We start from the raw sequence: 23176 nt of genomic DNA on the forward strand, positions 1-23176 counted from the left end.
GCGTCTGGTGGCAAGGGTGGCAGCCAGGTGTTGCGCGTGCGTTTCGTTCGGTCACAACCGCCGGCCGCCGCGGCGGGTGAGGACCGCCCGCGGCCGCTGCTCGCCTAGGGTTCGGGTGACGTCGAGGGCTGGAGGGCACGTGGGCGAGGTGCTGCCGCTCGCGATCGGCATCGCTGCCTCGCCGTTCCCGGTGATCCCGGTGATCCTGCTGCTGTTCACCGACCGAGCCCGTGCGGCGGCGTGGTCGTTCCTGTCGGGCTGGCTCGTCGGCGTCGGAGGGACGGCCGCGGTCTTCGTCCTGCTGGCCGAGGTCGTCGACCAGAGCTCCGACACCCCCGAGTGGGCGTCGTGGCTGCGCATCGTCGGCGGCGTCGCGCTCGTGGCGTACGGCGTGAAGCAATGGGTCGGCCGCGGGCACCATTCCGAGCAGCCTGCGTGGATGCGCCAGATCAGCGGCGCGTCGCCGAGGGCCGCGTTCCGCCTGGCGCTGCTGCTGTCGGCAGCGAACCCCAAGGTGCTGCTGCTCGCCGCCGCGGCCGGCCTCGCCATCGGCGCGGACGACTTCACGGCGCGGGGCGACGTCGTCGCCGTCGTCCTCTTCACGCTCGTGGCGTCCGTGAGCGTCGCCATCCCGGTGCTGGCGTACACGCTGCTCGGCGAGCGGGTCCTGCGCCCGCTGGGCGTCGCGCGCGACTGGCTCGTGCGCAACAACGCCGCCGTGATGGCCGTCGTCCTGGTCGTCATCGGGCTCCTGCTCCTGCAGGAGGGCATCACCAGTCTGTAGCCGGCTCGGCGTACTGCCCCTGCAGTACGCCGCGGCGTTGCCGGCTACCGCATCCGGGGGACGCGTCGCCGACGGCACCGCACCTACAGTGGCCGCGTGAGCTGGCCCGCCGATGCCCGTGCGTGGATGCGTGGGCATCCGCGCGCCAGCGACGTCGGCTTCGCGGTGCTCGTCGCGATCCCGTCGATGCTCGTCCCGGCGGACGCCCCCACGGGCATCGCGGCGGCCACCCCGCTGTCCACGCTCCTCGTCCTGACCGCCTGCGCGGCTCTCGTCGTGCGCCGCCGCCGCCCGGTCGCGGTCTGGGTCGTGACGCTGGTGGTCGCCGTCGTGGCGGTCGCGGTGCAGGCGGGCCCGACCGGCGCGCTCTTCCCCGCCCTCGTCGCCCTGTACACGGTCGCCCTGCTCCGCCCGCGTCGCGACGCGGCCGTCGCGGGTGTCGTGACGGTCGTCGCCGTGATCACGGCCCTCGGCGTGTTCGACGACTGGCGCTCCCCGACGACGTACATCGTGCTGGCCTGGGTGGGCCTCGCGGTGTCGGCAGGCTTCGCCGTCAGCAGCCAGAGGGCGATCGTCGCAGCTGCCGAGGAGCGCGCGCAGCGGGCCGAGGCGAGCCGCGAGGAGGAGGCCCAGCGCCGCGTCACCGAGGAGCGCCTGCGGATCGCGCGCGAGCTGCACGACGTCGTCGCGCACCACATCTCCGTGGTCAACGTGCAGTCCGGCGTCGCTCTGCACCTGCTCGACGAGCAGCCCGAGCAGGCGCGCGCCGCCCTCGGGCACGTCCGTGAGGCGAGCCGCGACGTGCTCGCCGAGATGTCGTCGCTGCTCGGTGTCCTGCGGACCAACGACGACGGCACGGAGACGGCGCCGGCGCCGGGGCTGTGCGAGCTCGACACCCTCGTGGAGTCGATGCGCCGCACCGGGCTGCGGGTGACCGTGCACGAGGAGGGCGGCCGACCGTCGCTGGCCCCGATCGCGGACCTGACGGCGTACCGGGTCGTGCAGGAGGCGCTGACCAACGCGTACAAGCACGGGGCGGGCAGCGCGGACCTGCGCATCGTCGACTCCGACCCCACGGTCGTCATCGAGGTGACGAACCGGGTCGCCGGAGGAGCGGTCGAGGGATCGGGGCTCGGGCTCGTGGGGATGCGCGAGCGCGTGCTGGCCAGCGGCGGCCACCTCGAGGCCGGGCCCGACGGCGCCGGCGGCTTCCGCGTACGCGTCGAGCTCCCGGCGTCCGCCCAGGCGGCGTCGTGAGCATCCGGGTGCTGCTGGCCGACGACCAGACCCTGATCCGGGCCGGCTTCGCCGCGCTCGTGGCCAGCGCGTCCGACATGGAGGTCGTCGGCGAGGCGGTGGACGGCGAGGACGCCGTCCGCCAGGCGCGCGAGCTGCGGCCCGACGTCGTGCTCATGGATATCCGCATGCCGGGGACCGACGGGCTCAGCGCCAGCCAGACGATCACGGCGGACGCCGATCTCGCCGACGTGCGGGTGGTGGTCCTGACGACGTTCGAGCAGGACGACCTCGTGCTCGCGGCGCTCCGTGCGGGTGCCAGCGGCTTCCTGGGCAAGTCGGTCGAGCCGGCCGAGCTGCTCGAGGCGATCCGGGTCGTCGCGGCCGGCGAGGCGCTGCTGTCGCCGAAGGCCACCCGGGCCCTCATCGGCCGGCTGCTCGCTCAGCCGCAGGACGTGCCGGACGCGTCGTCGTCCGATCTCGACGTCCTCACCGAGCGGGAGCGCGAGATCGTGGGACTGGTCGCCCACGGCCTGTCCAACGACGACATCGCGCAGCGGCTCTTCGTCTCCCCACTCACGGCCAAGACGCACGTGAACCGGGCGATGGCCAAGCTCGGTGCCCGCGACCGTGCGCAGCTCGTGGTGCTCGCGTACCAGTCGGGCCTCGTGCGCGCGGGCGACCCGGACCCGCGCGGCCGCTAGCCCGCTGCGCGACGTACTGCGTCTGCAGCAGTCGCGAGAGCCCGCAGCAGGACGACGACGACTCGTACCCGCGCAGGCGACGGTGGTGTCACCACGAAGACGACACCACCAGGAGCACCCATGATCGAGGTCCACGAGCTGACCAAGCGGTACGGCGACGTCACCGCTGTCGACTCCATCAGCTTCACCGTCCAGCCGGGCGTCATCACCGGCTTCCTCGGCCCCAACGGCGCCGGCAAGTCCACGACGATGCGCATGATCCTCGGCCTCGACCGGCCGACCTCCGGCACCTCGACGGTCAACGGCCGCCCCTACGCCGAGGCGCCCGCACCGCTCACCGAGATGGGCGCGCTGCTCGAGGCCAAGGCCATCGACAAGGGCCGCTCGGCGCGCAACCACCTGCTGGCGCTCGGTGCGACCATCGGCGTCGGTGCGCGACGCGTCGACCACCTGCTCGACGTCGTCGGCCTCACCGAGGTGGCCGGCAAGGGTGCCGGCGGTTTCTCGCTCGGCATGGGTCAGCGCCTCGGGATCGCGACGGCGCTGCTCGGCGATCCGCAGACCGTGATGCTCGACGAGCCCGTGAACGGGCTCGACCCCGACGGCATCCTCTGGATCCGCAACCTCCTCAAGGAGCTCGCGGCCGAGGGCCGCACCGTCTTCCTCTCCTCGCACCTCATGAGCGAGATGGAGCTCACCGCCGAGCATCTCGTCGTGATCGGGCGCGGCCGCATCCTGGCCGACGTCCCCATGGCCGAGTTCATCGCCCAGTCGTCGCAGAACAGCGTCCAGGTGATCTCCCCGGACGCCGGTCGGCTGCGCGATCTCCTGATCCAGCCCGGGGTCGTCGTGGCCTCGAGCGCGCCAGGGCGCCTGGACGTGACCGGATTGAGCTCGAGCCAGGTCGGAGAGCTGGCGGCCGCAGCGGGCCTGGTGCTCCACCAGCTCGTCGACGTCGCCCCCTCGCTGGAGGAGGCGTTCATGGAGCTCACCCGCGATGCCGTGGACTACCACGGCTCGACCGACACGACCGGAAGGACGGCAGCCTGATGAGCACCACAGCCCTCGAGACGGGGACGACGCGGGCCGCCGCCACAGCGCCTGTCCGGACGACGACCTCTCGCGTGCTCGTCAGCGAGTGGATCAAGCTGCGCACGCTGCGCAGCACCTGGGCGTACGTCGTGGGGACGCTGGTCGTCCTCATCGGCTTCGGGGTGGTGGCCGCGCTCACCGCGAGCGGTCAGGCCGACAGCCCCGGGGGCGGCCCGGCGTTCTCGGCGAGCGACCCGGTGAGCACCACGCTGACCGGCGCGAACCTCGCGGTGCTCGTCGTGGCGGTCATGGGATCGATCGTCGGTGCGCGCGAGTACTCGACCGGCATGATCCGCACGACCCTGGCGGCGGTGCCGAAGCGCCTGCCCGTCCTGTGGGGCAAGCTCGCCACCTTCACGGGCCTCATGGCCTCCGTGGTCGTGACCGGCGTCGTGATCGCGTTCTTCGCGGGCATGGCGGTGCTCGACGCCGGCGGCGCTGCGACCATGGCGTGGTCGGACGACGGCGTGGCGCGGGCCGTGCTCGGCACCGCGGCGAACGTCGTCGGCCTCGGGGTCATGGGGCTGGCGCTGGGCGTCATGCTCCGCAGCACCGCGGCGGCGATCGGCACGGTGATCGGTGCGGTCCTGTTCATCCCGACGCTGGCCTCGGCGCTGCTGCCGGACAGCTGGGACGACGTCCTCAAGTACCTGCCGTCGAACGCCGCCCAGGCCTTCACGTCCCTCTCGGACACCGGCGCATCGCTGCTCAGCCCCGGCGCCGGCATGGCCGTCTTCGCGAGCTGGGTCCTGGCCTCCGTCGTCGGCGCCGCCGTCGTGCTGAAGCGACGCGACGCCTGATCCCGCAGCGCCGTGCGGCACCGCCCCCGAACCCGGCCCCCGTCGTCCCTCGGCGGGGGCCGGCCCATGCCGCGGTTGGTCAGGCGTTGGGCGGGGTCGGCGGCCTCGTCGTCTCCCTGGTGCTCGGAACGGCCCGCTGCCGCCCACGCGAGCATCACTCCCCTCCGGCTCGTACGTCTTCGGGTGAATTGCGCGTGCCGTGGCGCCGCTCGGCCTCTTAGCATCGGGTGCCGTGCGCATCACTCCCGCCGTCCGCATCTGCGCGTCCGTCGCCGTGGCACTCCTGGCGCTGACTGCGTGCTCGACCGGTACCGAGCAGACCCCGGCGCCCACCACATCGACTCCGGGAGGCGCGCCGCCCCCGTCGCCGTCCGGCCCGTCGGATGCCGAGGCTGTGCAAGCCCTCGCGGCGCCGGGCCCGTACGAGGTCGCCGCCGCCGACTACGCCCTCGACGACCTCGCTGTCGAGGGGCTCTCCTCCCCGCTCGAGGTGGAGGCTCAGGTGGTCGGCCCCGTGGGTGCGACCGGTCCACTGCCTGTCGTGGTCCTGCTCCACGGGTATTGGGCGTCGTGCTGGAACCCGACGACCAAGGACTCGAGCACTGCGTGGCCGTGCCCGACAGGGCAAGAGCCGATCGGCAACAACCGCGGCTTCACGTACCTCCAGGAGCGGCTCGCCTCGCATGGGTTCCTGACGGTCTCTGTCTCGGCTAACGGTGTCAACGTGCTGGCAACCGACATGGGCGACGACGCAGGAGCCGCCGCCCGCTCAGTGCTCGTCCGGCGACATCTCGACGCGCTCGCCAATGGCGCGATCGGCTCCTTGGCCCAGTGGCCTTCGCTCGACCTGAGGTCCGTGCTGCTGATGGGCCACAGTCGTGGCGGCGAAGGCGTCGATCGCGCGGCCTGGGAGGGCGCGGGGTCCTCGGCCTGGACGGTCAAGGGCGTGGTCCTCGTCGGGCCGACCGCGTTCGAGCCCTCGCCCCGCAGCACGACCGCGGTCGTCGCGATCTCCGGCGACTGCGACGGCGATGTCGGCCCGAGCCTCGGCCAGGCGTACGTCGATCGCGTCGCCGACCCCGGCCTCCTGCGCTCGTCGCTGCTGGTGCGGGGCGCCAACCACAACTACTTCAACACCGAGTGGGACGAGAACGTCTCGGTCTCGGGCGGTGGCTACGACGACGTCGTCACCGAGGGCGGCACGGTGGACCCGATGTGCAAGGCGTCCAGCCCCACCCGGCTCTCGCCTGCGGATCAGCGCGAGACGCTCGCACGAGGGATGACGCTCGTCGCCTCGGCCCTCCTCGGGGGGTCGGACATCGCTGGCCGCGTGCTCGACGCGTCTGTGGACTTCCCCGTGACCGACGGTGCCCGGGTCTGGGTGACCCCGACGGGTCACGGGCGCACTTCCGCCGCCCCCGACGCGTCGACCCGGGTGACAGCGACCGACGGAGCAACCGCCTTCGTCTGTCGTGGTGTGTCCGAGACGGAGCAGCCGCAGGACTGCGGCAGAGGGGCGAACCAGGGTCTGAACCCCCACTGGCCCAATGCATCCGACGGCACGGTCGGCCCGTCTGCGGTGGAGATCTCGTGGACGCGCGCCGGTGGGTCGGTGTCGATCAGGCCGTCCACGCCGATCGACCTGGCGGGTTCGACGTCGTTGGAGTCGCGCGTCGCGGTGGGTGCTGAGGGGTCGCCGGTGGCCTTCGAGGTGGCGATCACCGACACCGCCGGTCGCTCCGCCGAGCTCGGCGTCTGGGGCCCGATCGAGGCGATGCCGGGCGGTCCCGTATTGCCCTCGCGCACCTGGGCCCAGCTTCTCTCGCTGCCGCTGGGTGACGTGCCCGGGGTCGACCTGACGCGCATCGCGACCGTGACCTTCCGGCCGATGACGGAGAGCGGCAGGGCCTGGGTCCTCGACCTCACGACCTCGCCGACGTGAGGGAGTCCGCGAGCTCGCGCCCGCTGTCGGCTTCAAGCCTCCGGCGCGCTGCTCCGGGCAGGGGTCCGCGGGCGGTCAGGCGTCGGGGGAGTGGGTGCCCTCGGTCTCGTCGTCCTCGCGGCGGCGGCTGAGCAGCCAGCCCGCGCCGGCCGCGATCGCGGCGAGCACGAGCAGGATGATCCAGCCCCACGAGGGCATGCCCGAGGAGTCGGACGCCGGCGGCGGGGTGCCCTGGCCGACCGACGCCGAGGCGCTCGGCACCGCGCTGCTCGACTCCGCCGTGGGGCTCTCCGACGTCGGCTCGGGGGTCGGCTCGGGGGTCGGCCCGGCGGAGGACTCCGTCGGGGTGGCCGACTCGCTCGTGGGCTCGGCGGACGAGCTCGTCGGTGTCGGGCTGGGGGTGGGCTTCGCCGACGACGTCGTCGGCGTGGGCGAGGCCGCCTCGGTCTCGCTCTCGGCCGGCTCGGGCGAGCTCTCGGACGCGGTCGGCTCGGGCGTGGCCGACTCCGTGGGCTCGATCGACTCGGACGGCGACTCGCTCGGCGACTCGCTCGGCGGTTCCGACGTACGGCTCGGGAGGATCGTCGGGAGCTCGCTGGGAAGCGAGATCGACGGCGTCGGCAGGGTCGGGCGCTCGCTCGGGAGCGAGATGCTGCCGCTGCCGCAGCCGGCCACGAGCCCGACGACGAGCGCTGCGCCCGCAGCACCGGTGAGAAGCCTCGATCGCACGCTGAACCCCGTCCCGTCCGGGCGGCTCGTCCCGCCGGGGCTACCTCAGCACAGGAGGGGTCGGTGATGCGCGCATCCGAGCCGACTCGTGACCTCCGGGTCGGCGGCCGGAACGCGAGCCCACGTCCGCGGGGCGGGCGCATCGGGCGCGGCCGCGTGGTTGGCTGGACGTCATGAAGGCGTTGGTGAAGGCGGAGGCTGCTCCGGGGCTGTGGCTGAAGGACGTGCCGGAGCCTCCTACGGGGGCCGGCGAGGTGCGGATCCGGGTGCTGCGCACAGGGATCTGCGGCACCGACCTGCACGTGCGGTCGTGGGACCCGTGGGCCCAGGGCGCGGTGCGCACGCCGGTGACTCTCGGCCACGAGATCGCAGGGCGCGTGGAGGAGATCGGCACCGGGGTCGACACGGTCGACGTCGGCGACCTCGTGAGCGTCGAGGGGCACATCGTCTGCGGACGGTGCCGGTGGTGCCTCGGCGGACGGCGTCAGCTGTGCCCCCACACCGTGAGCGTCGGCATCGACCGCGACGGCGGGTTCGCCGAGGTGGTCGTCGTGCCGACGACGAACGTGTGGCGGCACCCGAAGCCGATCGACCCGGACGTCGCCGCGATCTTCGACCCGTTCGGCAACGCGGTGCACTCGGCGCTCGCGTTCGAGGTGCTCGGCGAGGACGTGCTCGTCACGGGCGCCGGCCCTATCGGGATCATGGCCGCGTCGGTCGCGCGGCACGCGGGCGCGCGCAACATCGTCATCACCGACCTCTCGCCCGAGCGGCTCGCGCTCGCGGAGTCGATGGGCGCCGTGACGCGTGCGATCGACGTGCGCACGGCCAACCTGCGCGACGTGATGGCCGAGCTCGGCATGGTCGAGGGCTTCGACGTCGGGCTCGAGATGTCGGGTGCTGCACCGGCGCTCCAGTCGATGATCTCCTCGATGGCGCACGGCGGGAAGATCGCCCTGCTCGGCCTGCCGTCGACGTCGGTCGAGTTCCAGTGGGACCGCGTCATCCGCTCGATGCTCACGGTGAAGGGGATCTTCGGCCGGGAGATGTTCGAGACCTGGTACGCGATGTCGGTGCTCGTCGGAGCTGGCCTCGACATCTCGCCCGTGATCACACACCGCTTCCCGTACACGGACTTCGACGAGGCGTTCGACACCGCCGCGTCCGGCCACTGCGGGAAGGTCGTCCTCGACTGGGAGGTGGCGTCATGACGGCGTCGCTCGACGCGCTCCGCGCGGACATCAACGGCCGCCTCGACGAGATGCGCGCCACCGGCGTCTTCAAGCCCGAGCGGGTGATGGCGTCGCCGCAGGGCACGCACGTCGTCGACGGCGAGGGCCGGGACGTGCTCAACCTGTGCGCCAACAACTACCTCGGGCTCGCCGACGACCCACGAGTGGTGGAGGCGGCCGAGAAGGCCGTGCGCCAGTGGGGCTACGGGATGGCGTCGGTGCGCTTCATCTGCGGGACGCAGACGATCCACCGCGACCTCGAGCAGCGCCTCGCGGCGTACCTCGGCACCGAGGACTCGATCCTGTTCGGCTCGTGCTTCGATGCGAACGGCGGTGTGTTCGAGGCCCTGCTCGACGAGCGCGACGCCGTGATCTCGGACGCGCTCAACCACGCGTCGATCATCGACGGCGTGCGCCTCTGCAAGGCGCAGCGGCTGCGCTACGCCAACCGCGACATGGCCGAGCTCGAGGCCAGGCTCGTCGAGTCGGCCGGTGCGCGCTACCGGCTGATCGTCACCGACGGCGTCTTCTCGATGGATGGCTACCTCGCGCCTCTCGACGAGATCGTCGCGCTCGCCGACAAGCACGACGCCCTCGTGATGGTCGACGACTCGCACGCCGTCGGCTTCGTCGGTCCGACGGGTCGAGGCACGCCCGAGCTGTTCGGCGTGCGCGACCGCGTCGACATCGTGACGGGCACGCTCGGCAAGGCGCTCGGCGGTGCGTCCGGCGGCTACGTCGCCGCGCGGGCCGAGATCGTGGCGCTCCTCAAGCAGCGCGCGAGGCCGTACCTGTTCTCGAACTCGGTCGCGCCGCCGATCGTGGCGGCGTCGCTCGCCGTGCTCGACCTGCTCGAGGGCGAGAGCGCGCTCCGCGACCGCGTGCACGCCGCCGCGGCTCGGTTCCGTGCAGGGATGGAGGCCGAGGGCTTCGACCTGCTGCCGGGCTCGCACCCGATCGTGCCGGTGATGTTCGGCGACGCGATCGTCGCGGGGCGGATGGCGGAGGAGCTGTTCGCCCGCGGCGTGTACGCCGTCGCGTTCTCGTTCCCGGTGGTGCCGCAGGGCCAGGCCCGCATCCGCGTGCAGCTATCGGCCGCGCACACGGACGCCGACGTCGACCGCGCCGTCGCCGCCTTCGCGGCCGCCCGCACCGCGGTGTCCTAGGGGTACCGGGACCATCGGCCGGGTTCCGCGCCGCCCTCGGGCGGACGCAGCCTTCTCGTGCCGGGAGACGGACAGCCTCCCGGGAACCACGAGGAGGACCACATGCTCAGCATCCGGAACACTGCCGCACTCGGCGCGGCCGCAGCGTCGCTCGTGCTCGTGGCCGGCGTGGTCGTCACCGCGCCCGCCAGCGCCAAGAGCACCGATGTCATCGCGACCGGCTCCTGCACGGGCGGCAGCAACTACAAGCTCAAGGCCAAGCCCGACAACGGCGCGCTCCAGGTGGAGTGGGAGGTCGACCAGAACCGCAACGGCCAGGTCTGGACCTGGGCGATCACCCATGACGGCGTCACCAAGGCCTCGGGCCGCGCCACCACCCAGGCTCCGAGCGGCTCGTTCTCGGTGACGCGCCGTGTCGTGAACGCCGCCGGCACTCACACGATCAGCGGCGCCGCGCGCAACGCGGCCACCGGTGAGGTGTGCCGAGGCTCGCTCGTCATCTGATCTCCGGCACGGAGCCACCGCGTCGGTCGCGGCCCGGTGGCCGGTTCCTCTCCCACCGGGTCGCACGCTGCGGCACCCGCCTCCGCGGAGGTGGGTGCCGCCGGTGATGCCGGCCCTCCAGACGCCGTCACGCACCCCCGCCATCCCCGTGGAGGCGGTGCGTGACGGCCCCCGGCCCGCCGGGACGATCGCCCGCCCCACGCACCTCGGCCTCCCCCGACACGAGGTGCGTGGGGCGGACTTCGTCGTGAGGGGGTGCCCGCCGGCGTCCGTCGTGGGAACCTGGAGCCGCCCGAAGGCGTCGGACGGTACGAGCCCGAATCTCCGGGACGAGGGAGGCACGACATGGCGAGCACCCGCAGGAAGGCCGCGTACGCCGCGGCCGCCAGCGCCGCGGCGACCGACGGACCGGTCGGCTTCGCGCAGCGCGTGGGCTCGATCCCGCGCATGGTCCGCGACGTCATGTCCGGCCGGTTCGACGGCATCGGCCGAGGCCGCCTGCTCATCATGCTGCTCGCGGCCGTCTACATCGTGTCGCCGATCGACCTGCTGCCCGAGGCCTTCCTGACGCTGCCCGGCATGATCGACGACGCCGGCATCGCGGCCTGGCTGATCGCGGCGCTGTTCGGCGCGACCACGGCGTACCGGCACTGGGAGAGCGGCCGAGTCGACTCGCCGACCGTCGACGACCCGCGCGTGGTCCCGGGCGAGGTACTGCACCCCTAGCCGTCGCACCCGCCGCGCCGCCCGGCCTAGGGTCGGGGCGTGGGAACCGACGAGTGGATCGCCACGGCGACCGTGGCCGAGAAGGCCGAGCTCCTGGCCGGCCGTGACTTCTGGTCGATGCACGGAGTCGCCGCGCTCGGCATCCCTGCCATCGTGCTCACCGACGGCCCGCACGGCGTGCGTCTGCAGAGCACCGCGACCGACGAGCTCTCCATCGGCGCCAACCATCCCGCCACCTGCTTCCCCACAGCGGCGACGCTCGCCTCCACCTGGGACCCGGCCCTGGTCGAGCGCGTCGGCGTCGCCCTCGGCGTGGAGTCGCGCGCCCTCGGCGTGAGCGTGCTGCTCGGCCCCGGCGCCAACATCAAGCGCACGCCGCTGTGCGGCCGCAACTTCGAGTACTTCTCCGAGGACCCGCTCGTCTCCTCGAGCATGGCCGCCGCCTGGATCCGCGGCGTGCAGAGCCAGGGCGTGGGTGCCTCGCTCAAGCACTACGCGGCCAACAACCAGGAGCGGCTCCGCTACAGCGTGGACGCCGTGGTCGACGAGCGGGCGCTGCGCGAGATCTACCTCGCGAGCTTCGAGGCCGCGGTCCGCGAGGCGCGTCCGTGGACCGTGATGGCGGCGTACAACCGGGTGCTCGGCGAGTACGCCACGCAGCACCCGTGGCTGCTCACCACGGTGCTGCGCGACGAGTGGGGCTTCGACGGCGTCGTCCTGTCCGACTGGGGTGCGACCGACGACCGTGCCGCCGCGCTGCGCGCCGGCCTCGACCTGCAGATGCCCGGCGTCCCGGACGCCGCCAAGCCGGTGGTCGACGCCGTGGCCGCCGGCTCGCTCGACCCCGCGTACGTCGACACCTCGGTGCGGCGCCTGCTCGACCTCGTCGACCGCACGGAGGCCGCGCGCACGCCGGTGGAGATCGACGTCGAGGCCCACCACGCGCTCGCCGAGGAGGTGGCCGCCGCCGGCAGCGTGCTGCTCAAGAACGACTTCGGCCTCCTGCCGCTGCGCGACGCCGCGGGGCTGAAGATCGCAGTCCTCGGCGACCTCGCGCGCACTCCGCGGTTCCAGGGCGCGGGCAGCTCGCTCATCAACGCGCGCAGGGTGGTCGCCGCGCTCGACGCCCTCGAGGAGCGGGTCGGCTCGGTCAGCTACGGGCAGGGCTACGAGCGGTACGTCGACCGCCCCGACGCCGGACTGCTCGACGAGGCGCGTGTGCTCGCCTCGCAGGCCGATGTCGCGATCGTCTTCGTGGGGCTGCCCGAGGTGTTCGAGACCGAGGGCGCCGACCGCGAGCACATGCGGATGCCGGCGTCGCACGACGCGCTCGTCGAGACGGTCGCTGCTGTGAACCCGCGCACGGTGGTCGTCCTCAGCAACGGCTCGCCGGTCGAGATGCCGTGGATCGGCCACGTGCCCGCGGTGCTCGAGGGCTACCTCGGCGGGCAGGAGTCGGGCGGCGCGATCGCGCGGATGCTCGTCGGCGAGCTCGAGCCCGGTGGTCGCCTCGCCGAGACCTTCCCGCTGCGCTGGAGCGAGCACCCGGTGTCGGCGCTGCCCGACGGCCCGCGCTTCACCGAGTACCGCGAGAGCGTCTACGTCGGCTACCGCTGGACCGACACCGTCGACGCCGACGTCCTCTTCCCGTTCGGCCACGGGCTGTCGTACACGTCGTTCGGGTGGTCCGCTGCCGCGGCCGACCGCACCGCGCTCACCTCGGACGACCCTGCCGTCACGGTCACGCTGACCGTCGCCAACACCGGGGAGCGGGCCGGGACGGACGTCGTCCAGGTGTACGTGCGCCCGCCGATGTCGGGCACGTTCCGCCCGGCCCACCACCTGGGCGGGTTCACCAAGGTCGCGCTCGCCGCAGGGGCCTCCGCCGACGTGCAGGTCGTGCTCGACCGGCGCGCATTCGCGCGATGGAGCCCGAGCCGGCACGACTGGGTCGTGGACCCGGGCACCTATGTGCTCGAGGTGGCGGCGTCCTCCCGCGACGTCCGCGGCACGCTGGAGGTGCAGGTCGCCGGTGACTCCGTGCCCGAGGCGGACGCCGCCGTGGTCTACACCGCGCCGCGCGCCGGCCAGGAGCTCGACCGGGCGTCGTTCGAGGCGCTGCTCGGCCGCGCGCTCGAGCCGAACGAGCCGGAGCGCAAGGGCGAGTTCACGATGAACACCCCGCTGTCGCAGCTGGGCACGTCGACGGCCGCGGCCCGGCTGCGGGGCCTCATCGCCGACCGGATGGGCGGTGTGATCGGCGAGGACGAGGTCGCGCGCGTCATGGTGCGGCACACCCTCGAGGACGCATCGCTGCGGATGCTGTCGATGTTCGGCCAGGGCAGGGTGTCGCCCGCTGTGGCCGAGACGGTGCTCCTGGTCGCGAACGGACGGATGGCCGACGCCGTGCGCGCTCTGCGCGCCCTGAGCACGCCGCAGGCGTGACGGCCCGACCGGATACCGGCCGACCGGGTGTCGCTCAGCCTGGCCCGACGCGCCTGCTGGTTACGCTGCACGGCATGGTGCGTCGTGGTCGTCTCCTTGCAGCAGCAGCACTCACCTCGGTCGCGCTCGCGCTCACCGCGATCCCCGGGGCCGCCACCGCCGCGACGCCGAGCCTGGTGATCGCACCGACCTGGACACCGATCCCGACGTACTCGGTCGCCAAGCACGACGAGCCGATCACGTACGCCAACGGCTGTCACGCCAAGGGTGTGGTGACCACGCCGATCGTCTGCACCTTCAACCCCGGCGGCGGTCGCACCGTGATGCTGTTCGGGGACTCGCACGCCAACCACTGGTTCGGCGCCGTCCTCAACGCGGCCAAGGTCGGCAACTGGAAGTTCAAGACGATGACGAAGTCGGGCTGCCCCGCCGTCACCGTGAGCGTCCGCCGCTACAAGTCGGCGAACTACTACCCCGAGTGCAACTCCTGGCGTGCCGGGACGCTCAGCAACCTGCAGGCCGTCAAGTACGGGCGCATCGACGTCGTGGTGATGAGCTCGTGGCACTTCCACCAGGTGCTGACCTCGACGTACGGCAGCAACCTCACCGGTGCCACCAAGTACGCGACGTGGAAGAAGGGGATGAGCGCCACCCTCACGAAGATGCTGAAGGGCGTCCGGCAGATCGTGATCCTGCGCGACTCGCCGGACCTTCCCGGAGACATGCTGCAGGCGCAGGCCTGCTACGCGGCGTACGGGCTCGCGGCCGAGACCAGGTGCGGCACGACGCTCGCCAAGGCCACGAGCGCCGGCATCTGGAACGCCGAGCGCCAGGCCGTGGCGGAGCTCCCGTCGACCCTGCGCGCGCGCGTGAAGACGGTCGACCTCACCACCCCGACCTGCCCCAACTCGTGGTGCGGCCCGATCGATGGCCCCTACCTCGCGTTCAAGGACGACAACCACTGGACGCAGACGTGGGTGAAGGCGCGCATGAACAAGCCCGTCTACACCGAGGTCAAGGCCGCGATGCTGCGCGCGGGCTGACCTCCTCGACCCCCGTTCTGCGTGCAGGACGGAAGAGGACGACAGTGGGGGCATGACCGAAGAGCAGGACTACCAGGTCGTCATCCGCTATCCGGGGTTCGAGGTGCGGCGCTACCCCGAGCACGTCGTCGCCGAGATCGAGGTGTCCGGCAGCTTCGAGGCTGCGGGCAACGCGGCGTTCCGGCCGCTGGCGTCGTACATCGGCGGGGCGAACGAGTCGAAGGCCGGCATCTCGATGACCGCGCCGGTGCTGCAGCGCGCACCCGCCGAGCAGCCCGCGACGGTGTCCGAGACCGAGGACGGCGCGCATGTGATCGCCTTCGTCCTGCCCTCGACGATCACGGCGACCGGCGCGCCGGTGCCGGCCGACCCGCGGGTCAGCATCCGCGTGGTGCCCGAGGAGCTGGCGGCGGTGGCGTCGTACTCCGGCCGCTGGACCGAGCACTCGTACCGCAAGCATGTGGACGAGCTCCTCGCAGCGATGTCGGCAGTCGGCCTCGAGCCGGGAGGGCCGCCGCGGTTCGCGCGCTTCGACCCGCCGTGGAAGCCCTGGTTCGCCCGCCGCAACGAGGTCGTCATCCCCGTCGCGTGACGGTCAGGCGAACCGACGACGGTACGTGAGCATCGCGACGGCGTACGCGACGGCGAGGATGCCGAGGCACCAGGCGAGGGCAATCCAGATGTCGGAGCTGACGGCGCGCTGGCTGTAGAGGTCGCGGATCGCGTCGACGATGGGCGTCACGGGCTGGTTCTCGGCGAAGGCGCGCACCGGTCCGGGCATCGTCGCCGTCAGCACGAACGCGGAGCTCACGAACGGCAGGAAGATCAAGGGGTAGGAGAAGGCGCTCGCTCCGTCCACGGTCTTGGCCGACAGCCCCGCGATGACGGCGAGCCAGGTGAGGGCGAGCGTGAACAGCGTGAGGATGCCGGCGACCGCGAGCCAGGCTCCGACGCCCGCGCCCGAGCGGAAGCCCATGAGCAGTGCGGCGACCACGACGACCGCGACCGAGATCAGGCTCGCGACCAGTGAGGTGAGCACGTGCGCCCACAGGATCGACGACCGTGAGATGGGCATCGACTGGAAGCGCTCGAAGAGCCCGTCCTTGAGATCCATGAACAGGCGGAACGCCGTGTAGGCGATGCTCGAGGCGATCGTGATGAGCAGGATTCCAGGGAGCAGGTAGTTCACGTACGAGGCCGACCCCGCGCTGATCGCGCCGCCGAACACGTAGACGAACATCAGCAGGAACGCGATCGGCATGACCGTCGTGGTGATGATCGTGTCGGGGCTGCGGGAGATGTGACGCAACGACCGCCCCGTCAGCAGCGCGGTGTCGCCGAGGAGGCGGCTGCTCATGGCTGCTCCTTGCTGGTGGGGGAGGCTCCGACGACAGCCAGGAAGACGTCCTCGAGCGTGGGCTGCTTCTCGACGTACTCGACGGTGGTCGGCGGCATCAGCGCCTTGAGCTCCGCGAGCGTCCCGTCGACGATGATGCGTCCCTCGTGCAGGATCGCGATTCTGTCCGCGAGCTGCTCCGCCTCGTCGAGGTACTGGGTGGTCAGCAGCACCGTGGTGCCGTGCCGGGCGAGGTCCTTGATGCTGCGCCACACCTCGAGGCGCGACTGCGGGTCGAGGCTGGTCGTGGGCTCGTCCAGGAAGACCACCGGGGGATCCCCGAGCAGGCTCATCGCGATGTCCAGCCGGCGACGCATCCCGCCCGAGTAGGTCGCCACTCGCCGGTCGGCCGCGTCTGAGAGCTGAAAGCGGTGCAGCAGCGTGTCGGCGGCGGCACGCGCCTCCGGCACCCTGCGGAGGCGGGCGATGAGGACGAGGTTCTCGCGGCCGGTGAGGATCTCGTCGACGGCGGCGAATTGCCCGGTGAGGCTGATCGACCCGCGCACCTCGGCGGGGTGGGTGGCGACGTCGAAGCCCGCGACGGTCGCCGATCCTGCGTCGGCTCGGAGCAGGGTCGACAGGATCCTGACGACCGTGGTCTTGCCGGCGCCGTTGGATCCGAGCAGGGCGAAGATCGTGCCTGCAGGTACGTCGAAGTCGACGCCCCGGAGGATCGGCAGCTCCCTGAACGCTTTCTCGAGGCCCTGAACGCGGAGTGCGGGGGTCGCGGTGGTGGTCATGCGGGTGCCTCCGTCTCGCCGTCCGCCGCCTCGATCGCGCGGCGCAGGCGGTCCTGCTCACGGACGATCCACTGGCCGGCCGGGTAGTTGCGCACGAAGGCCTCGGCGAACTCGACGGGGTCGTCACCGACGACCTCCCTCACCGGGGAGCCGTCCGCCGCCGCCTGCTCGAAGAGGTCGGCCAGGTCGTCGAGCATCCTGAGGATGCTCTCGGCGTCGCCGACTCCGCCGAGGTGGTTGATGTAGCGCTCCATCCCGGCGACCGCCGTGCGGTAGCTCGGCGGCAGCTGCGCGATGCGAGCCTTGTACCGCCGGTACTGCCTCTTCTGCTCGAGCATCTTGAACGCCATGGCTACCGTCCTCCTTCGCGGAGCTGCTCCAGCTGTTCTGCGAGGAAGCTCCAGGTCCTCCAGAAGTCGTCGAGGTGCGCCCGGCCGGCCGCGTTGAGCGTGTAGACCTTGCGCGGGGGGCCCTTCTCGGAGGGCTCCTTGGCCACATCGACCAGGCCCCGCTGCTCGACGCGGATGAGGAGGGCGTAGATGGTCCCCTCCGCGATCTCGGCGAAGCCCTTGTCGCGCAACCACGCGGTGATCTCGTAGCCGTACGCCGGTCGATCACGGAGCAGCGCGAGGACGATCCCCTCGAGAGTGCCCTTGAGCATCTCCGTCTCCTGCTTGCCCATCCGGCTCGCCGTCCTTGCTACTCAGTGATAGTGACTACTGGTACAAAGTAACACTGAGTACCGGGAGGGTCCACCCCGTCGCGTGACCCCGCCCGGCTCGGGGAGGAGCAGACTGGGCGCATGGCCGACCTCGACGCCGTGCGACGGGTGCTGCTCGACAAGCAGCGCGACCTCGTCGAGCGCGCGGCCGGGCTGACCGCTGCCCCCGACGCCACCGGCAACATCTCGTTCGGCAAGCGCGTCGGCGACGGCACGAGCCTGGCGGTCGAGCGCCTCACCCAGGTGGCCGCGCACGAGCAGATGCTCGTGCAGTCCGAAGAGGTGCAGCGCGCCCTCGACAAGCTCGACGAGGGCACCTACGGCATCTGCGACGGGTGCGGGGCGACGATCCCCGAGGGCCGTCTCGAGATCCATCCGTGGGCCGTGCGCTGCGTCGCCTGCGCCGCCGGCTGACCGGCCGACCTGGCCGGAAGTACGACGCGGTCACCGGCCGGCGGACCGACACAGGTCGGGCTCGGGGGCTGATGGCTCAGCGGCTGGGTGCGACCAGGCTCGACCGGACAGAGGTCGTGGTCGAGGAGGCGTCAGCACCATGTCGAACGGATCCTGGAAGCAGTGGCGCGTGCCGGCCGGACTGCTCGTGCTCTCGGCGGTGCCGATGGTGGCGGGCGCGAGCCGCCTCAACCAGCTCGCGAGCGACGCGACGGTCACCGAGGCCAACGCCCGGTTCTTCGACCAGCCGCTGCCCGTCGTCCTGCACATCGTCGGCGCGAGCATCTTCTGCCTGCTCGGTGCCTTCCAGTTCGTGCCCAGCCTGCGCCGTCGCCCCTGGCACCGCGTCGCGGGCCGCATCGCGCTTCCGATGGGCCTCGTCGCGTCGCTCTCCGGTCTCTGGATGACGGTCTTCTACGACTGGCCGGCGGGGGACGAGCTGTCGCTGGCGGTCGTGCGGGCGGTGGTGGGCGTGGGCATGACGGCGTCGCTCGTCGTGGCCCTGACAGCGGTAGGTCGACGCGACTTCCGCACTCATCGCGCGTGGGTCACGCGCGGCTACGCCCTCGGCCTCGGCGCAGGCACCCAGGTCGTCACGCACCTGCCGTGGATCGTCGCGACGGGGCACGCGCCGCTGGGCTGGCCGCGCACCGTCCTCATGGCGCTGGGCTGGGGCCTCAACCTCGCCGTCGCCGAGTGGGCGATCCGACGCCGGCCGATGGGGACGCCGATGCCGCGCCGGGAGCGAGAGCCGGCGTTCGCGACCGGGGCGGCGTGAGCGTCCGGCCCGGTCGACCGGCGGCGTTGCCTACAGTGGCGCCGTGATGCGACGCGCGCTGCAGTCGGTCTGGGCCGCGCCCCGGGCCGCGCATCCGCCTGGACCGCTGGCGCGCGACTGGGTGCTCGTCGCCGTCGTGATCGGGGCCGCGCTGCTCGAAGGGCTGCTGCGGTCCGACATCGAGCAGCGGCCTCTCGAGATCGTGCTCGTCGTCGCCATCGCCTTCACGCTCCCGTGGCGCCGCGTCCACCCCCTCGCCATGGTCGCTGTCGCGATGGGCGTGAAGTCGGTGGTGGTCGCCGGGATCGTCGCGTCGGGCGGCACGGTCGTCGGGCTGACGGCGGGCGTCTTCGTCCTCGTGCTGCTCTACGCGGTCTTCCGGTGGGGCTCCGGGCGCGAGGCGTTCGGCGCGGTCGGCGTCGTCGCGCTGGTGGTCGCCCTCGGCTTCAGGCGCGACTACACGTCGATCGCGGAGCTGCTGCCCGAGCTCGCGATCCTCACGCTGCCGGCTCTCGCCGCCGTTACCGTGCGCGCGCTGTCGACGTCGCGCACCCGTGACCTCGAGCGGGTGCGGCTCGCCGAGCGCGAGCAGCTGGCGCGCGAGCTGCACGACACCGTGGCCCACCACGTGTCCGCGATGGTGGTGCGGGCCCAGGCCGGCCGCGTCGTCGGCGCCACCGACCCGTCCGCCGCGATCGACGCACTGGCGGTCATCGAGGCCGAGGGCGCGCGCACGCTGACCGAGATGCGCGTGCTCGTCGGTGCGCTCCGCCAGGGGGACGACCCCGCCCTGCTCGCGCCGAAGGGCGCAGGCGACATCGCGTCGCTCGCGCGCGCGACGGGCACCGGCCCCACTGTGGAGGTGTCGTCGACCGGTGACGTCGACGGCCTGCACCCGTCGGTCGGCGCGGCGCTCTACCGGATCGCGCAGGAGTCGGTCACGAACGCGACCCGGCACGCCGTGCGCCCACGACGCGTGCGCGTCGACCTCGTGGTGGACCCCGACGTCGCCCACGTGGCGATCGTGGACGACGGCGAGCCCGTCGCGGTCGAGCGTGACCGTCCCGGGTACGGCATCGTGGGGATGACCGAGCGGGTGTCGCTGCTCGGCGGCACGCTGACGGCCGGCCCGGGCGTGCAGCGCGGCTGGGTGGTCGAGGCCCGGGTGCCGACGACGGGGGTGAGGCCATGACGATCCGCGTGGTGCTCGCCGACGACCAGGAGATCGTGCGGACCGGCCTCAGGATGATCCTCGACGCCCAGCCCGACATCGAGGTGGTCGGCGAGGCAGGCGATGGTCGGGAGGCGGTCCGGCTCGCGCGGGAGCTGCGCCCCGACGTGTGCCTGTTCGACATCCGTATGCCCGAGGTGAGCGGGCTCGACGCCACGCTCGCCCTGGCCGGGCCCGACGTCGAGGACCCGATGGCCGTCGTGGTCATCACCACGTTCGACCTCGACGAGTACGTCCACGGGGCGCTGCGGGCGGGAGCCCGCGGCTTCCTGCTCAAGGACGCCGGACCCGACCTGCTGGTGCAGGCCGTCCGTGCTGCCGCCGACGGTGAGGCGCTGATCGCCCCGAGCGTCACGGTGCGGCTGCTGTCGGCGTTCGCGCGGCTCGACCCGCGGGCGTCGCCGACCCAGCCCGTGGAGCCGTTGACACCGCGCGAGGAGGAGGTGCTCGTCGCCGTCGCCCGTGGCCTCACCAACGCCGAGATCGGCGAGGCGCTGCACATCAGCCTGTCGACCGTGAAGTCGCACCTCGCCGCCCTGATGGCCAAGCTCGGCGTCCGCAACAGGGTCGAGATCGCCCTGTGGGCCTACGAATCCGGGCGCCTCGACAGTTGATTCTTCACCTACCGGGCTACCCCGGGGGGTGTGCTGGTGGCCGCCGGTAAGGGAAACGTCTGAAACGCCGGTTCAGCAGGTACATGCAACGCCGGACGTCGTACATTGGGGGTGTCCGGGGGCCGACGTCCCCCCTCTGCTCCCGGTCAACGCGTCCCGCTCCGGCCCGAGTCCCCCTCGCGCCGGGGTGGGACGCCCCTGGTACGGGTGCGGGTCAGCGGCCGACCGAGAGGGTGCCGGGCGCGGGGGCGGACGAGCCGTCCGGGCGGGTGCCGGGGTCGCTGACGATCAGCGCGACGACGCAGGCGGCGAGCAGGGGCGGGACCGCGACGCGCGCGGTCTCTCGTGCGATGTGCATGGCGATCCTCAGGACGACCGGACAGGGCACCCCCCATGGATCAGTGCATCGTCGTCGCCCGCCGCGGGCTTGATGCACGCGAACCTCAGGATCTGCTCACGTCGTCACACGTCACGTCACACGCCGCGGCACTGGGCTGGGCCCGTCCACCCCGGACACCGCCCTGAGCGGACCGCACACCTGGGAGCACGCATGCCTCGATTCATGGATGTCCACACCATCGCCGGCGGCGTCACCGAGGAGGCCGTGGCCGGTGCCCACGCAGCCGACCTCGCGACGCAGGCGGCGCACGACGTCCACTACCTGAAGTACTGGGTCGACGGGGAGGCGGGCAAGATCTTCTGCCTCGTCGACGCGCCCGACGCCGAGGCGGCCAACACCGTCCACCGCGAGGCGCACGGGCTCGTCGCGGACGAGATCTACCGCGTCACCGAGCACGAGTGAGCAGCAGCCGACGCCGTACGTCCCGGGGGCCGGCCGGCCCGGGCGAATCCCGCCGCCGGGGCGCACCGTCGTGCGACGATCCGCGGCAATGACACTCGAGGTCTCGTTGCTGGGTCGTCCGACCATCTCGCGCGGCCCGGATCCGGTCTACCAGTTCCGGAGCCGCAAGAGCTGGGCGCTGCTGGCCTACCTGCTGCTCGCCGAGCGCCCGCCGTCGCGCGCCCGGCTGGCCTCGCTCCTCTTCGACGACGCCGAGGACCCGCTCGGCGCCCTCCGCTGGAACCTGGCGGAGGTGCGCCGTGGCCTCGGGCCCGAGGCCACGGTCGAGGGAGACCCGGTGGTGCTCGCCCTGCCGGCGGACGCGATGGTCGATGTGGCCGTGCTCGCCCGCGGCTCGTGGGCCGACGCCATCGACCTCGCCGATCTCGGCGAGCCGTTGCTCGACGGCGTCGACGTGCGCGGGGCGGCGGGGTTCGAGTCGTGGCTGCTCGTGGAGAAGCAGCGGCTGGCCGGCGCGTCCGAAGCAGTGCTGCACGAGGCGGCTCAAGGGCTCATGGCCCGGGGCGAGGTCGCGCGCGCCCTGCCGCACGCCCGGCGGGTGGCGGCGCTCAGCCCGCTCGACGAGAACCACCAGGCGCTGCTCATCCGGCTGCTCCGGCTCTCGGGCGACGACGCGGCAGCCGCGGCGCAGCTCGAGGCGTACGCGCGGCTGCTCGATGACGAGCTCGGTGTCGAGCCCGGCCCCGCCGTCCGGTCGGCGCTGCGCGAGCCGCTCCGGCGTACTGCACCGGTCACCGGGAGCGTCTCGATCGAGGCGATCCGGGAGTCGGGTGCGGCGGCCGTCGCCGCCGGTGCGACCGATGCCGGGATCGCCTCGCTGCGCGCGGCCGTCGGGCTCGCGGACCTCGCCGAGGACACGCGGCTCCAGGTGCGGTCGCGCGTCATCCTGGCCGAGACGCTGGTGCACTCGCTGCGGGGCATGGACGAGGAGGGCCTCGCAGCCCTCTACGCGGCGGACGAGATCGGCCGCGGTCACGGGCAGCCTGAGTGGCTCGCCGAGGTTCGGGTCGAGCTGGGGTACGTCGACTTCCTGCGCGCCCGGTACGACCGCGCGGACCGCTGGCTCACGGACGCGCTCGACCTCGCGCCCGACGTCCCCTGGATCAGCGCGAAGGCCACGACGTATCTCGCATCGGTCGACAGCGACCGCGCCGACTACCCGAGGGCGCTCACCCGCTTCGCCGAGTCGATCGAGCTGGCCCGCGAGGCGGGCGACGTCAGGCGGCAGGTGTTCGCCACCTCGATGCTCGGACGGCTGCACCTGCTTCGGGGCGACCTCGACCTGGCGGACGACGCGCTGCGCACGGCGATCGAGCTCGGCGAGCGCGACCGGTGGCTCGCCTTCCTGCCGTGGCCGCAGGCGTTCCTCGGCGAGCTCGAGCTGTCGCGGGGCCGCGTGGAGACCGCAGCCTCGGTGCTGAGCCAGGCGTTCGCCCGAGCCTGCCAGCTCGGGGACCCGTGCTGGGAGGGTGTGACCGCGCGTGCGCTGGCCCTCGTGGCTGAGGCCAGGGGGGACACCGCGGAGGCGTTCGAGCTGCTGGCGGACGCGCGAGCCCGGTGCAACCGTCTGGCAGATCCCTACGTGTGGCTCGACGCGTACATCCTCGACGCGCAGTGCGACCTCGGGGTCCGTCACGAGCATCCGGACTCGGCGCGCTGGGTCGCCTCGATGCACTGCCTCGCGTCGCGGACGACCATGCGCGAGATGACGGTGCGCGCGCTCGTCCACTCGGCAGCGCTCGGGGACGCTGCGGCGGCGGACGGCGCGCGCCTGCTGGCCGGCGACCTCGACAACCCCGTGCTCGACCGGCTCGTCGCGGCCGCAGCGCCGCGGCGGTGATTCCCTTCGGGAGGTGGGACGTCGACGTCCCGCGGTTCGAGCTCTCAACGATGCCCGGGGGCACGTACCCGTGACCCCCTGATGCCGCCGTGCGCGGCGATGATCGAGCGCCAGCCCTGACCGGATCCGCGCCTGGCC

26 protein-coding genes are annotated in these 23176 nt (G+C 72.6%); 20 read left to right on the forward strand and 6 right to left on the reverse strand.

The genetic code is table 11. The features are described from left to right. Positions 1-139: 139 nt before the first annotated feature. From ACFQGU_RS00975 to ACFQGU_RS01000, 6 genes are all read left to right on the forward strand, one after another. A complete protein-coding gene (locus ACFQGU_RS00975) occupies positions 140-784 on the forward strand; it encodes a GAP family protein (protein WP_386763478.1) in 645 nt (214 codons plus the stop codon). A 96-nt stretch (positions 785-880) separates the two neighbouring features. Beyond that, positions 881-2041: a sensor histidine kinase gene (locus ACFQGU_RS00980; protein WP_386763479.1), complete on the forward strand. Its 1161-nt coding sequence runs from the start codon at positions 881-883 to the stop codon at positions 2039-2041. After that, complete coding sequence (locus tag ACFQGU_RS00985; protein ID WP_386763480.1) at positions 2038-2724, forward strand: response regulator; 687 nt, start codon at positions 2038-2040, stop codon at positions 2722-2724. The genes ACFQGU_RS00980 and ACFQGU_RS00985 overlap by 4 nt, the downstream gene beginning before the upstream one ends. Before the next feature lie 120 nt (positions 2725-2844). Beyond that, positions 2845-3774: an ABC transporter ATP-binding protein gene (locus tag ACFQGU_RS00990; protein ID WP_386763481.1), complete on the forward strand. Its 930-nt coding sequence runs from the start codon at positions 2845-2847 to the stop codon at positions 3772-3774. Then, a complete protein-coding gene (locus ACFQGU_RS00995; protein WP_386763482.1) occupies positions 3774-4616 on the forward strand; it encodes an ABC transporter permease in 843 nt (280 codons plus the stop codon). The genes ACFQGU_RS00990 and ACFQGU_RS00995 overlap by 1 nt, the downstream gene beginning before the upstream one ends. A 232-nt stretch (positions 4617-4848) precedes the next feature. Continuing rightward, a complete protein-coding gene (locus ACFQGU_RS01000) occupies positions 4849-6558 on the forward strand; it encodes a hypothetical protein (protein WP_386763483.1) in 1710 nt (569 codons plus the stop codon). A gap of 75 nt (positions 6559-6633) precedes the next feature. Here ACFQGU_RS01000 and ACFQGU_RS01005 read toward each other — a convergent pair whose 3' ends face one another. Further along, a complete protein-coding gene (locus ACFQGU_RS01005; protein WP_386763484.1) occupies positions 6634-6756 on the reverse strand; it encodes an LPXTG cell wall anchor domain-containing protein in 123 nt (40 codons plus the stop codon). Here ACFQGU_RS01005 and ACFQGU_RS01010 point away from each other — a divergent pair. From ACFQGU_RS01010 to ACFQGU_RS01045, 8 genes are all read left to right on the forward strand, one after another. Continuing rightward, the gene (locus ACFQGU_RS01010) at positions 6734-7354 is read left to right on the forward strand and encodes a hypothetical protein (protein WP_386763485.1); all 621 of its coding nucleotides are present in this window, start codon (positions 6734-6736) and stop codon (positions 7352-7354) included. The two genes, ACFQGU_RS01005 and ACFQGU_RS01010, sit on opposite strands and share 23 nt — an antisense overlap. A gap of 106 nt (positions 7355-7460) precedes the next feature. Continuing rightward, on the forward strand, positions 7461-8498 hold the full coding sequence (tdh, locus tag ACFQGU_RS01015) for an L-threonine 3-dehydrogenase (protein ID WP_386763486.1): 1038 nt from the start codon (positions 7461-7463) through the stop codon (positions 8496-8498). Next, complete coding sequence (locus tag ACFQGU_RS01020; RefSeq protein WP_386763487.1) at positions 8495-9685, forward strand: glycine C-acetyltransferase; 1191 nt, start codon at positions 8495-8497, stop codon at positions 9683-9685. Before tdh ends, ACFQGU_RS01020 begins: the two co-directional genes overlap by 4 nt. A gap of 102 nt (positions 9686-9787) precedes the next feature. After that, entirely contained in the window at positions 9788-10189 is a 402-nt protein-coding gene (locus ACFQGU_RS01025) for a hypothetical protein (RefSeq protein ID WP_386763488.1), read from the forward strand. Positions 10190-10534: 345 nt separating this feature from the next. Continuing rightward, positions 10535-10915: a YkvA family protein gene (locus ACFQGU_RS01030; RefSeq protein WP_386763489.1), complete on the forward strand. Its 381-nt coding sequence runs from the start codon at positions 10535-10537 to the stop codon at positions 10913-10915. Between the two features lie 39 nt (positions 10916-10954). Then, entirely contained in the window at positions 10955-13360 is a 2406-nt protein-coding gene (locus tag ACFQGU_RS01035) for a glycoside hydrolase family 3 C-terminal domain-containing protein (protein ID WP_386763490.1), read from the forward strand. 74 nt (positions 13361-13434) lie between these two features. Then, on the forward strand, positions 13435-14403 hold the full coding sequence (locus tag ACFQGU_RS01040) for an SGNH hydrolase domain-containing protein (protein ID WP_386763491.1): 969 nt from the start codon (positions 13435-13437) through the stop codon (positions 14401-14403). 52 nt (positions 14404-14455) lie between these two features. Further along, positions 14456-14995 (forward strand): SOUL family heme-binding protein, encoded by a 540-nt coding sequence (locus ACFQGU_RS01045; RefSeq protein ID WP_386763492.1) that lies wholly within the window; start codon positions 14456-14458, stop codon positions 14993-14995. A gap of 3 nt (positions 14996-14998) precedes the next feature. On the opposite strand, the gene ACFQGU_RS01050 is transcribed toward ACFQGU_RS01045, so the two are convergent. From ACFQGU_RS01050 to ACFQGU_RS01065, 4 genes are read right to left on the reverse strand one after another with little or no spacing between them, the layout of a single operon-like run. Then, a complete protein-coding gene (locus ACFQGU_RS01050; RefSeq protein ID WP_386763493.1) occupies positions 14999-15760 on the reverse strand; it encodes an ABC transporter permease in 762 nt (253 codons plus the stop codon). After that, positions 15757-16539: an ABC transporter ATP-binding protein gene (locus tag ACFQGU_RS01055; RefSeq protein ID WP_386763494.1), complete on the reverse strand. Its 783-nt coding sequence runs from the start codon at positions 16537-16539 to the stop codon at positions 15757-15759. Before ACFQGU_RS01055 ends, ACFQGU_RS01050 begins: the two co-directional genes overlap by 4 nt. Continuing rightward, positions 16536-16889 carry a DUF1048 domain-containing protein gene (locus ACFQGU_RS01060; RefSeq protein WP_386763495.1) on the reverse strand — a complete coding sequence of 118 codons (354 nt, stop codon included), beginning with the start codon at positions 16887-16889 and terminating at the stop codon, positions 16536-16538. Before ACFQGU_RS01060 ends, ACFQGU_RS01055 begins: the two co-directional genes overlap by 4 nt. Positions 16890-16891: 2 nt before the next feature. After that, positions 16892-17221, reverse strand: coding sequence for a PadR family transcriptional regulator (locus ACFQGU_RS01065; RefSeq protein ID WP_386763496.1), 330 nt, complete (start codon positions 17219-17221; stop codon positions 16892-16894). Positions 17222-17341: 120 nt separating this feature from the next. On the opposite strand from ACFQGU_RS01065, the gene ACFQGU_RS01070 reads away from it, so the two are divergent. The 4 genes from ACFQGU_RS01070 to ACFQGU_RS01085 all read left to right on the forward strand — a co-directional run bounded on the left by ACFQGU_RS01070 (position 17342) and on the right by ACFQGU_RS01085 (position 20336). After that, the gene (locus tag ACFQGU_RS01070; RefSeq protein ID WP_386763497.1) at positions 17342-17674 is read left to right on the forward strand and encodes a TraR/DksA family transcriptional regulator; all 333 of its coding nucleotides are present in this window, start codon (positions 17342-17344) and stop codon (positions 17672-17674) included. Positions 17675-17813: 139 nt separating this feature from the next. Then, the gene (locus tag ACFQGU_RS01075; protein WP_386763498.1) at positions 17814-18491 is read left to right on the forward strand and encodes a DUF2306 domain-containing protein; all 678 of its coding nucleotides are present in this window, start codon (positions 17814-17816) and stop codon (positions 18489-18491) included. A gap of 46 nt (positions 18492-18537) precedes the next feature. Then, entirely contained in the window at positions 18538-19683 is a 1146-nt protein-coding gene (locus tag ACFQGU_RS01080; protein ID WP_386763941.1) for a sensor histidine kinase, read from the forward strand. Further along, positions 19680-20336, forward strand: a complete 657-nt coding sequence (locus tag ACFQGU_RS01085; RefSeq protein WP_386763499.1) for a response regulator — start codon at positions 19680-19682, stop codon at positions 20334-20336. Before ACFQGU_RS01080 ends, ACFQGU_RS01085 begins: the two co-directional genes overlap by 4 nt. A 214-nt stretch (positions 20337-20550) precedes the next feature. On the opposite strand, the gene ACFQGU_RS01090 is transcribed toward ACFQGU_RS01085, so the two are convergent. Continuing rightward, positions 20551-20694 (reverse strand): hypothetical protein, encoded by a 144-nt coding sequence (locus ACFQGU_RS01090; RefSeq protein ID WP_386763500.1) that lies wholly within the window; start codon positions 20692-20694, stop codon positions 20551-20553. A gap of 192 nt (positions 20695-20886) precedes the next feature. On the opposite strand from ACFQGU_RS01090, the gene ACFQGU_RS01095 reads away from it, so the two are divergent. Further along, complete coding sequence (locus ACFQGU_RS01095; protein ID WP_386763501.1) at positions 20887-21138, forward strand: DUF4242 domain-containing protein; 252 nt, start codon at positions 20887-20889, stop codon at positions 21136-21138. A gap of 88 nt (positions 21139-21226) precedes the next feature. Continuing rightward, on the forward strand, positions 21227-23038 hold the full coding sequence (locus ACFQGU_RS01100; protein ID WP_386763502.1) for a BTAD domain-containing putative transcriptional regulator: 1812 nt from the start codon (positions 21227-21229) through the stop codon (positions 23036-23038). Positions 23039-23176: the final 138 nt, after the last annotated feature.

It is taken from the genome of Longivirga aurantiaca, from assembly GCF_042660085.1.
Taxonomy (GTDB): domain Bacteria; phylum Actinomycetota; class Actinomycetes; order S36-B12; family CAIYMF01; genus Longivirga; species Longivirga aurantiaca.